The 9,395-nt window shown below is 63.8% G+C and carries 7 protein-coding genes and 1 pseudogene; 4 read left to right on the top strand and 4 right to left on the bottom strand.

Annotation, left to right across the window (positions count from 1 at the left end; all coding sequences use genetic code 11):
• The first annotated feature begins 91 nt into the window (after positions 1-91).
• Both ABMD26_RS13150 and ABMD26_RS13145 read left to right on the top strand, forming a co-directional pair.
• Positions 92-532, top strand: coding sequence for an excinuclease (locus ABMD26_RS13150; RefSeq protein WP_122742884.1), 441 nt, complete (start codon positions 92-94; stop codon positions 530-532).
• Between the two features lie 148 nt (positions 533-680).
• Positions 681-1,940: an MFS transporter gene (locus tag ABMD26_RS13145; RefSeq protein ID WP_134722510.1), complete on the top strand. Its 1,260-nt coding sequence runs from the start codon at positions 681-683 to the stop codon at positions 1,938-1,940.
• Positions 1,941-2,046: 106 nt separating this feature from the next.
• Here ABMD26_RS13145 and hemE read toward each other — a convergent pair whose 3' ends face one another.
• The 3 genes from hemE to ABMD26_RS13130 form a co-directional block, all read right to left on the bottom strand.
• Positions 2,047-3,111: a uroporphyrinogen decarboxylase gene (gene hemE / locus ABMD26_RS13140; RefSeq protein WP_354309954.1), complete on the bottom strand. Its 1,065-nt coding sequence runs from the start codon at positions 3,109-3,111 to the stop codon at positions 2,047-2,049.
• Between the two features lie 112 nt (positions 3,112-3,223).
• Entirely contained in the window at positions 3,224-3,517 is a 294-nt protein-coding gene (locus ABMD26_RS13135) for a cell division protein ZapA (protein WP_134722512.1), read from the bottom strand.
• Entirely contained in the window at positions 3,514-3,738 is a 225-nt protein-coding gene (locus ABMD26_RS13130) for a hypothetical protein (protein WP_090360952.1), read from the bottom strand. Before ABMD26_RS13130 ends, ABMD26_RS13135 begins: the two co-directional genes overlap by 4 nt.
• 359 nt (positions 3,739-4,097) lie before the next feature.
• Between ABMD26_RS13130 and ABMD26_RS13125 the strand changes: the two genes are divergently transcribed.
• Positions 4,098-5,624, top strand: a complete 1,527-nt coding sequence (locus tag ABMD26_RS13125; RefSeq protein ID WP_502948318.1) for a methyl-accepting chemotaxis protein — start codon at positions 4,098-4,100, stop codon at positions 5,622-5,624.
• A gap of 1,030 nt (positions 5,625-6,654) precedes the next feature.
• Here the strand turns inward: ABMD26_RS13125 and gbcB are convergent.
• Positions 6,655-7,756, bottom strand: a pseudogene (gene gbcB, locus ABMD26_RS13120) (glycine betaine monooxygenase reductase subunit).
• Positions 7,757-8,042: 286 nt separating this feature from the next.
• Between gbcB and gbca the strand changes: the two are divergent.
• On the top strand, positions 8,043-9,338 hold the full coding sequence (gene gbca / locus ABMD26_RS13115; protein ID WP_049861378.1) for a glycine betaine monooxygenase oxygenase subunit: 1,296 nt from the start codon (positions 8,043-8,045) through the stop codon (positions 9,336-9,338).
• Positions 9,339-9,395: the final 57 nt, after the last annotated feature.

Below are 9,395 nucleotides of genomic sequence, written 5' to 3'. Positions count from 1 at the left end.
GCCTGCGCAAGGATGGCGTCGCAGCCAGACGAGCGGTGCCCGCAGCGGCACCGATCAAACCCTATGGACCCCCACTCAAGGTAGAGACCCGATGAAATTGAAAGCCCTCTTCGCAGCCCTGGCCGTTGCCGCCGTACCTGCCGTCAGCCAGGCCCGCGACACTGCGTTGTTCCTGCCTTTCCAGAAAGTGGTGGATGAAATGACCCAGGCCGGCAAGCTTGACGGTAGCGTCAAGTTCTATCTGGCTGGTGTAGCGCCCAAAGGCAAGGTCAGCGTCGTCAGCGCGAACGCCGTCACCAACAAGAAGACCAATGCCTTCAACAAGACCGACGAAGGTGCGTGCGAATGGGCCTTGCAATCGGCCCTGCTGACCTTGCAGGACGCTGCCCGCAAGGTCAACGCCAACGCCGTGGTGAACATCGCCAGTTACTACAAGAAGAACGAGCACAAGGATGCCAAGACCTATGAGTGCCATGCAGGTGCGGTGATCGCCGGCGTAGCGATCAAGGGTGATCTGGCGAAAGTGAACTGACACCCGCCCATCCGGGATGCAGGGCGCAATGCCCTGCACTGGCGCGACACAGCCCGTCAGACGGCGGCAATAATGTATTGAAAGAAATCATTAGCCAGCTATATAGTTTTTTCTGACTCCGCCGTACCGACTACCCATCGAGGTCTCCTTGAAGACTGCTGTCGAGCCACAGGCTCAAGCCGCTGCACCGCTGGACGAAGCCATCATCGAACTCTACATCGAAAAAGGCACCCCGCAGTTCCTGCGAACGGTCCTGGCCTTGTTCAGCGGCGGCTTCGCCACCTTTGCCCTGCTCTACTGCGTGCAACCCATGATGCCGATCCTGTCCCATGAGTTCGGCATCAATGCCGCCCAGAGCAGCCTGGTGCTGTCGGTGGCGACCGGGATGCTGGCCATCGGCTTGTTGATCACCGGGCCGATCTCCGACAGCATCGGGCGCAAGCCGGTCATGGTCGCGGCGCTGTTCTGCGCTGCGGCGTGCACCATCGGCAGCGCGTTGATGCCGAGCTGGGACGGTGTCCTGCTGCTGCGCGCCCTCACCGGGCTCAGCCTCAGCGGACTGGCGGCGGTGGCCATGACCTACCTGAGCGAAGAAATTCACCCCCAGCACATCGGCCTGGCCATGGGCTTGTACATTGGCGGCAACGCCATCGGTGGCATGAGCGGACGCCTGATCACCGGGGTGCTGATCGACTTCGTCAGCTGGCACACCGCCCTGCTGGTGGTCGGCGGCCTGGCCCTGGTCGCGGCAGCGGTGTTCGTTAAAATCCTGCCCGAATCGCGCAACTTCCGCCCACGCAGAATGAACCCGCGCGGCTTGATCGAAGGCTTCACCATGCACTTCAAGGACGCCGGCCTGCCGTGGCTGTTCCTCGAAGCGTTCCTGTTGATGGGCAGCTTCGTCACCCTGTTCAACTACATCGGCTATCGCCTGCTGGCCGAGCCATACAGCCTGAGCCAGGCCTTGGTGGGATTGCTGTCGGTGGTGTACCTGGCTGGCATCTACAGCTCGGCACAGGTTGGTTCCCTGGCTGACAAGCATGGGCGGCGCAAGGTGTTCTGGATGAGCATCGTGCTGATGTTCGCAGGTCTGCTGGTGACCCTGTTCAACCCGGTGCCGGTGATTCTGCTGGGGATGCTGATGTTCACCTTCGGCTTCTTTGGCGCGCATTCGGTGGCCAGCAGCTGGATCGGTCGCCGAGCGTTGACGGCCAAGGGGCAGGCTTCTTCGTTGTATCTGTTCAGTTATTACGCAGGATCGAGCGTCGCCGGGACGGCGGGGGGCATGGCCTGGCATTACGGCGGCTGGACGGGGGTGGGCGGGTTTATCGCGGGGTTGTTGACGGTGGCGTTGGTGGTGGCAGCGAAGTTGGCGAAGTTGCAGCCGGTGGGGATGTCAACGCGCTAGAGCAAGGCGCCGCATGCAGCGCTGACGCGGCTTGCGCCGCTGCTACAGGGGCGGGTGTTGCTGTAGCAGCGGCGCAAGCCGCGTCAGGAGTCGACACGGCAGGATGTCAGCCGTGGTATTGCGCCGAAAACTCATGCACGGCCCTGATGAAGGCACCGGCGTGCTCCGGATCCACTTCCGGCGTGATGCCGTGGCCGAGGTTGAACACATGGCCGGTGCCCTGGCCATAACTGGCGAGGATTCGCGCCACTTCGGCGCGGATCGCTTCGGGCTTGGCGTACAGCACGGTGGGGTCCATGTTGCCCTGCAGCGCGACCTTGTGACCCACGCGGCGACGGGCTTCGCCGATGTCGCAGGTCCAGTCCAGACCCAACGCGTCGGCGCCGGCGTCGGCAATGCTTTCCAGCCACAGGCCGCCGTTCTTGGTGAACAGAATGACCGGCACCTTGCGCCCTTCGTGCTCGCGGATCAGGCCGCTGACGATCTTGCGCATGTAGGCCAGGGAGAATTCCTGGTACGCCGCAGCGGACAGGTTGCCGCCCCAGGTATCGAAGATCTGCACCGCCTGGGCACCGGCCAGGATCTGGCCGTTGAGGTAGCTGGTGACCGACTGCGCCAGCTTGTCCAGCAGCAGGTGCATGGCCTGGGGCTGGTCGTAGAGCATGGCCTTGGTCTTGCGGAAGTCCTTGGACGAGCCGCCTTCGACCATGTAGGTGGCCAGGGTCCAGGGGCTGCCGGAGAAGCCGATCAGCGGCACCCGGCCGTTGAGTTCGTGGCGGATGGTGCTGACCGCGTCCATGACGTAGCCCAGATCCTGCTGCGCATCGGGGATCGGCAGCGCTTCGATATCGGCCAGGGTGCTGACGACCTTCTTGAAGCGCGGGCCTTCGCCGGTTTCGAAGTACAGGCCCTGGCCCATCGCGTCGGGGATGGTGAGAATGTCGGAGAACAGGATGGCGGCATCGAGCGGGTAACGCTCCAGCGGCTGCATCGTGACTTCGCAGGCGAACGACGGGTTCTTGCACAGGCTCATGAAGTCGCCGGCCTTGGCACGGCTGGCGCGGTACTCGGGCAGGTAGCGACCGGCCTGCCGCATCATCCACACCGGGGTGACGTCGACGGGTTGCTTGAGCAGGGCACGCAGGAAGCGGTCGTTCTTGAGGGCAGTCATGTCAACATCCGGCAGAAAAGTGGGGGGATTTTCGCAGAGCGCAGGGCAACACGCTACCCGCCAGGGGTGGGCGGCGGACCTCTGGGGGGGACCGCCCTGCTGCCCGGTTGGATCAGTTTCCAGTGTCGCTGCAACGGCTGACCAAGGCATCGATCCGGCTTTTGCACTGGTCCATGGCCTGGGCATGGCCCTGGCTCAGTTCGACCTGACGCTGGCACAGGTTCAGCGCGGCCAGCACCAGCAAGCGGTCGCCCACCAGCGTCGGATGACTTCGTTTGGTCTGTGCCAGGGTGCGTTCCAGCATGTCGAATGCCCGGCGCAGCGCGTGCTGTTCGCCAGGCGGCGCTTTCACTGAATATTCGTTGCCCAGAATCGAGAAGACCTCGATCCCGTCGTCAAGGTTCATACCGCTGCCGCGGCAGCGCGCTCGACCAGGGCCTGAATGCGCGCAGTGGTCGCGCCCTGCTTCTCTTCATGTTCCAGCAGGTTGAGCTGCAACGTGTCGTTGTCATCCTTGGCCTGGGCCAGCTCGCCGGCCAGTTGGGCATTGCGTTCGGCCAGTTCGCGGTTGTGCTTGACCAGCTCGTTTACCAGGCTTTCCAGTTGATTCAGGGACGCTTCCAACATTAGCTATTTCCAACACTTTTTCCGGGGGCGCGAACGATAAAGAAAAAATCTCGCTCGGGCCAGCTTTGATAGGACCTCGATGGACCTACCGATCGTCATTCGGTTCGTCCCGTTCATCGGTCTTCACTCGCTCGTCACTTTCCGTGGCGCGCGCCGCCTGCGGCAAATTGCCCCTCAAGACTTCTGGCCATCGACCGATAAGCAGCGATGCCTTCTCTTGTGTCGCATGGATCGCGCCCTACCCTTCGGTAACCCCCACATGTCTTTACGCAACATGAACATCGCCCCGCGTGCTCTGCTCGGCTTCTCGCTCATCGGCCTGCTGATGATCGTGCTCGGGGTGTTTTTCCCTGAACCAGATGAGCCATATCCGTGCCGCCGGCCAGAACATCGAGAACAATACCGTACCCAGCATCAGCAGCCTCAACGACCTGACCCAGCTGACCCTGCGCCTGCGCGTGCTGTCGTACCGCCTGCTGTTGAATCGCGAAGCCGATACCCAGCAGAAGACCGTGCAGTTGTTCGAGCAGCGCAACCAACAGATCAACCAGGCCCAGGCGCGCTACGAGAAAATGATCTCCAGTGCAGAGGAACAGGCTGCGTACGACGACTACACCCGCCTGCTTGGGCAGTACCGTCAGCTCGAGACGCGCATGAAGGGCTTTTCCGCCAGTGGCCAGGTGGATGAACTGCGCGCGCTGCTCAACAGCGACATGTTGAGCAACTCGGAACAGGTCAATACCGCGCTGGATAAGCTGGTCAAGATCAACAACGCGCAGACTCGCGAGATCAACCAGCAAGCCGATGACGAATACCGTTCGGCGTTCAACTGGGTGGTGGGCATGCTGATCGTGGCCACGCTGCTGACGTTCCTGTCCGCCTGGCTGCTGACCCGCAGCATCGTCAAACCGATCGACCAGGCGCTGATCGCGGCCGAGGCCATCGCCGAGGGCAATCTGACCCAGCCGATCCACGCAGAGGGACGCGATGAGGCCGCGCGCCTGCTGCTGGCCATGCAGAAGATGCAGGGCAAGCTGCGTGACACCCTGCAGCGCATTTCCGGTTCGGCGACGCAACTGGCCTCTGCCGCCGAGGAGCTCAACAGCGTGACCGACGAAGGCGCGCGCGGTTTGACTCAGCAGAACAACGAGATCGAACAGGCTGCCACGGCGGTCAACGAGATGACCAGTGCGGTGGAAGAGGTGGCTCGCAATGCCGTGAGCACTTCCGAGGCTTCCCGGGACGCTACGACGTCGGCCAGCGATGGCCGCGATCTGGTCATGGAAACGGTCAGCGCCATCGAGCGCATGAGTGGCGACGTGCAGAGCACGGCCGAGCTGATCGGCAACCTGGCTGCCGAGTCGCGGGATATCGGCAAGGTGCTGGACGTGATTCGTGGGCTGGCTGACCAGACCAACCTGCTGGCGCTCAACGCCGCCATCGAGGCGGCACGCGCTGGTGAGGCCGGCCGCGGGTTTGCCGTGGTGGCCGATGAGGTGCGTGCACTGGCGCATCGCACCCAGCAGTCAACCAGCGAGATCGAGCGCATGATCGGTAGCATCCAGGGCGGCACCGAGCAGGCGGTTGATTCGATGCGCAACAGCACCGAGCGCGCCGAGTCGACCCTCAACATCGCCAAGGGCGCCGGCATGGCGCTGGAGACGATCAATGGCGCCATCGTGCAGATCAACGAGCGCAACCTGGTGATCGCCAGCGCCGCCGAAGAACAGGCGCAGGTGGCACGCGAGGTGGATCGCAACCTGGTGAACATTCGCGACCTGTCGGTGCAGACCGCCGCAGGGTCGGCGCAGACCACGGCCGCCAGCGGCGAGCTGGCGCGCCTGGCGGTGGACCTGAACGCGATGGTGGCACGCTTCAAGGTGTAACCCCCGGGCACTTGGACGCGGCTCGACGCGGTCCTCCAGCTGCATCGCATGCACCGCCGACGCGGCTCGACGCGGTCTTTCAAGTACACCGCATGCACCGCCGACGCGGCTCGCGCCGCTGCTACAGGAACACCGCGCCCCCTGTAGCAGCGGCGCAAGCCGCGTCCGGCCTCAACGCGGTCTTTCAGGTGCATCGCGGATACCGCCGACGCGGCTCGCGCCGCTGCTACAGGAACACCGCGACCCCCTGTAGTGGCGGCGCAAGCCGCGTCCGGCCTCAACGCGGTCTTCCAGGTGCATCGCGGGTACCGCCGACGCGGCTCGCGCCGCTGCTACAGAAGCGCCGCGATCCCCTGTAGCAGCGGCGCAAGCCGCGTCCGGCCTCAACGTGGTCTTTCAGGTGCATCGCGGGTACCGCCGACGCGGCTCGCGCCGCTGCTACAGAAGCGCCGCGATCCCCTGTAGCAGCGGCGCAAGCCGCGTCCGGCCTCAACGTGGTCTTTCAGGTGCATCGCGTGTACCGCCGACGCGGCTCGCGCCGCTGCTACAGAAACACCGCGATCCCCTGTAGCAGCGGCGCAAGCCGCGTCCGGCCTCAACGCGGTCTTCCAGGTGCATCGCATGCACCGCCGACGCGGCTCGCGCCGCTGCTACAGAAGCGCCGCGATCCCCTGTAGCAGCGGCGCAAGCCGCGTCCGGCTTCAACGCGGTCTTTCAGGTGCATCGCGGGTACCGCCGACGCGGCTCGCGCCGCTGCTACAGGAACACCGCGACCCCCTGTAGCGGCGGCGCAAGCCGCGTCCGGCCTCGACGCGGTCCTCCAGGTGCATCGCGTGTACCGCCGACGCGGCGCGGTCCTCCAGGTGCATCGCGTGTACCGCCGACGCGGCTCGCGCCGCTGCGACAGGAACACCGCGCCCCCTGTAGCAGCGGCGCAAGCCGCGTCCGGCCTCGACGCGGTCCTCCAGGTGCATCGCGCAAGCCGCGTCCGGCCTCGGCGCAGTGGTTCGGGTACACCGCGGAGCTCGGATCAGAACTCGATCCGCACATCCCCCTTCGGCACGCTGCAGCAGGACAGGATGTAGCCCTCGGCTTCGTCGTCCTCGGTGATGCCGCCGTTGTGCTCCATCTCCACTTCCCCGCCCAGCTTCAACACCTTGCATGTCCCACAGATCCCCATGCCACACGCCTTGGGGATCATCATGCCGAGCTTGGAGGCCGCCGCGTGCACGGTTTCGCCCGGTGCCACACGGATGCTCTTGCCGCTGGCAGTGAACTCCACCAGGTGCAGTTCGGAAACGTCTACCTCCGGCGCATCGGCTGCCTGCTCGGCCTGTTCCACGGCGTCGGCGCGCGCCTCCGGGGGCGTGGCGCCGAACGATTCCTCGTGGTAGCGGGTCATGTCGAAGCCAGCGGCTTCCAGCAGGCGCTTGACCGCGTTCATGTAAGGCGTCGGCCCGCCAGCAATACACCTCGCGCTCCATGAAGTCGGGCGCGATCAGTTCCAGCAGCTTGTGGTTCAGGTAGCCACGATAGCCCGACCAAGGTTCGCCCAGCCCGTGCTTCTCGCAGATGATGTGCAGGCTGAAATTGTCGACCCGCGAGGCCATGTGCTCCAGCTCGCGGTGGTAGATGATGTCCTTGGGCGAGCGCGCGCTGTGCACGAAGACCATGTCGACGTTGGCATTGGTGTCGTAGAACCAGCGCGCCATCGACATCACCGGCGTGATACCCACCCCGCCGCTGAGGTAGAGAATCTTCGGCGCTGGAAAATCGATCGCGTTGAACAACCCCACCGGCCCGTGCACCGCCAGCTCCTGGCCTTCGTGCAGAGTGTCGTGCAACCAGTTCGACACCCGCCCGCCCGGCACCCGCTTGATGGTGATGGAAAAGCTGTAGGGCACCGACGGCGCGCTGGAAATGGTGTACGAGCGCATCACCGGCTCGCCTTCGATTTCCAGCTCCAGGGTCACGAACTGGCCCGGTTTGAAGAAGAACAGAATGGGTTGGTCGGCCATGAAGCAGAAGGTGCGCACGTCCCAGGTTTCCTGGATCACCTTGACGCAACGAACGATGTGGCGCCCGTTGGCCCAGGTCTGGGTATTGACGGGCATCAGGAAGGGGTTGGACATGCTGTTCTCCAAGGTCGATTACCGACGGTGCGTGCAGCGATTCTGCGTGCGCGCTGCCCCTGCCACATTCCCATCCGCGACATCCACATGCTTATGGCGACCAGGCCCATGCAGCCTAGCCTGCAGCGTCGGGAATGGATTTGGCCATGTCGCCCATGGATAAGGTTACCGACGCGCCGAGTCGCACACTCCACCGCATCTGAACGCAGTTTCAGCCGCCTTGCGTCGACAACCGTAACCGCCACTTTTTTCGCGGCCACACTGCATGGCCATGAGGATCAACACGATGGATGCCACCACTACCCTGAGCCTGGGCGATCCACTGGAACCCGCACGCAAGGCCACCGCCCAGATGCTGCAGGAGCGCGAGCGCACCTTCTCGCTGCCACAGCCGTTCTACAACGACGAGCGCCTGTTCCAGATCGACATGCAGGAGATCTTCAACAAGGAGTGGCTGATCGCAGGCATGACGTGCGAAATCCCGGCCAAGGGCAACTACCTCACGCTGCAGATCGGCAGCAATCCGATCATCCTGGTGCGTGGCGCCGAAGGCGTCGTGCACGCCTTTCACAACGTCTGCCGCCACCGCGGTTCACGCCTGTGCACCAAGGAAAAGGGCAAGGTGGCCAAACTGGTCTGCCACTACCATCAATGGACCTACGAACTGGATGGCCGCCTGCTGTTCGCCGGCACCGAGATGGGCGCCGATTTCGACATGAAGCAGTACGGCCTCAAGCCCGTGCATGTGAAGACGTCCGGCGGCTACATCTTCATCAGCCTGGCCGAGAACCCGCCTGCGATCGACAACTTCCTCAGTACGCTGAACCATTACATGGAACCGTACGACATGGAAAACACCAAGGTCGCGGTGCAGACCGATCTGCTGGAAAAGGCCAACTGGAAACTGGTGCTGGAGAACAACCGCGAGTGCTACCACTGCGGCGGCTCCCACCCTGAATTGCTCAAAACCCTGCTGGAATGGGACGACGTCACCGATCCACGCGCCGACCAGGCCTTCAAGGACCACGTGGCTGCTTCGGCCGCTGCCTGGGATGCCGAGAAGATCCCCTACGCCCACGCCAGTCACGGCCTGCGCAACCGCATCGTGCGCATGCCGCTGCTCAAGGGCACGCTGTCGATGACGATGGACGGCCAGGTCGGCTGCAAGAAACTGATGGGCCGCATCAAGAACCCGGACCTGGGCTCGATGCGCATCCTGCACCTGCCGCACTCCTGGAACCACTGCATGGGTGACCACATCATCGTCTTCACGGTGTGGCCGATCAGCGCCCAGGAAACCTTGGTCACCACCAAGTGGCTGGTGCACAAGGATGCCGTGGAAGGCGTGGACTACGACGTTGCGCGCATGCGCCAGGTGTGGGACGCCACCAACGACCAGGACCGTCGCCTGGCCGAGGAAAACCAGCGTGGCATCAACTCCACCGCCTACCAGCCAGGCCCGTATTCGAAAACCTACGAGTTCGGCGTGGTGAACTTCATCGACTGGTACAGCGAGCGCCTGCTGAGCAACCTGGGGGCGGAGCCTGCGGCCTATCTCAAGGGTGTAGCTGTGCACGAATGATGAGCTGACACACCCTACCTCCAACGCAGCGGACTCCACCGGGCCGCTGCGACGAGC

This window comes from Pseudomonas sp. PvP001, assembly GCF_040546375.1.
Classification (GTDB): domain Bacteria; phylum Pseudomonadota; class Gammaproteobacteria; order Pseudomonadales; family Pseudomonadaceae; genus Aquipseudomonas; species Aquipseudomonas coleopterorum.
The sequence above is the reverse complement of the archived record's forward strand: the minus strand, read 5'-3'. Positions and strand labels throughout refer to the sequence as shown.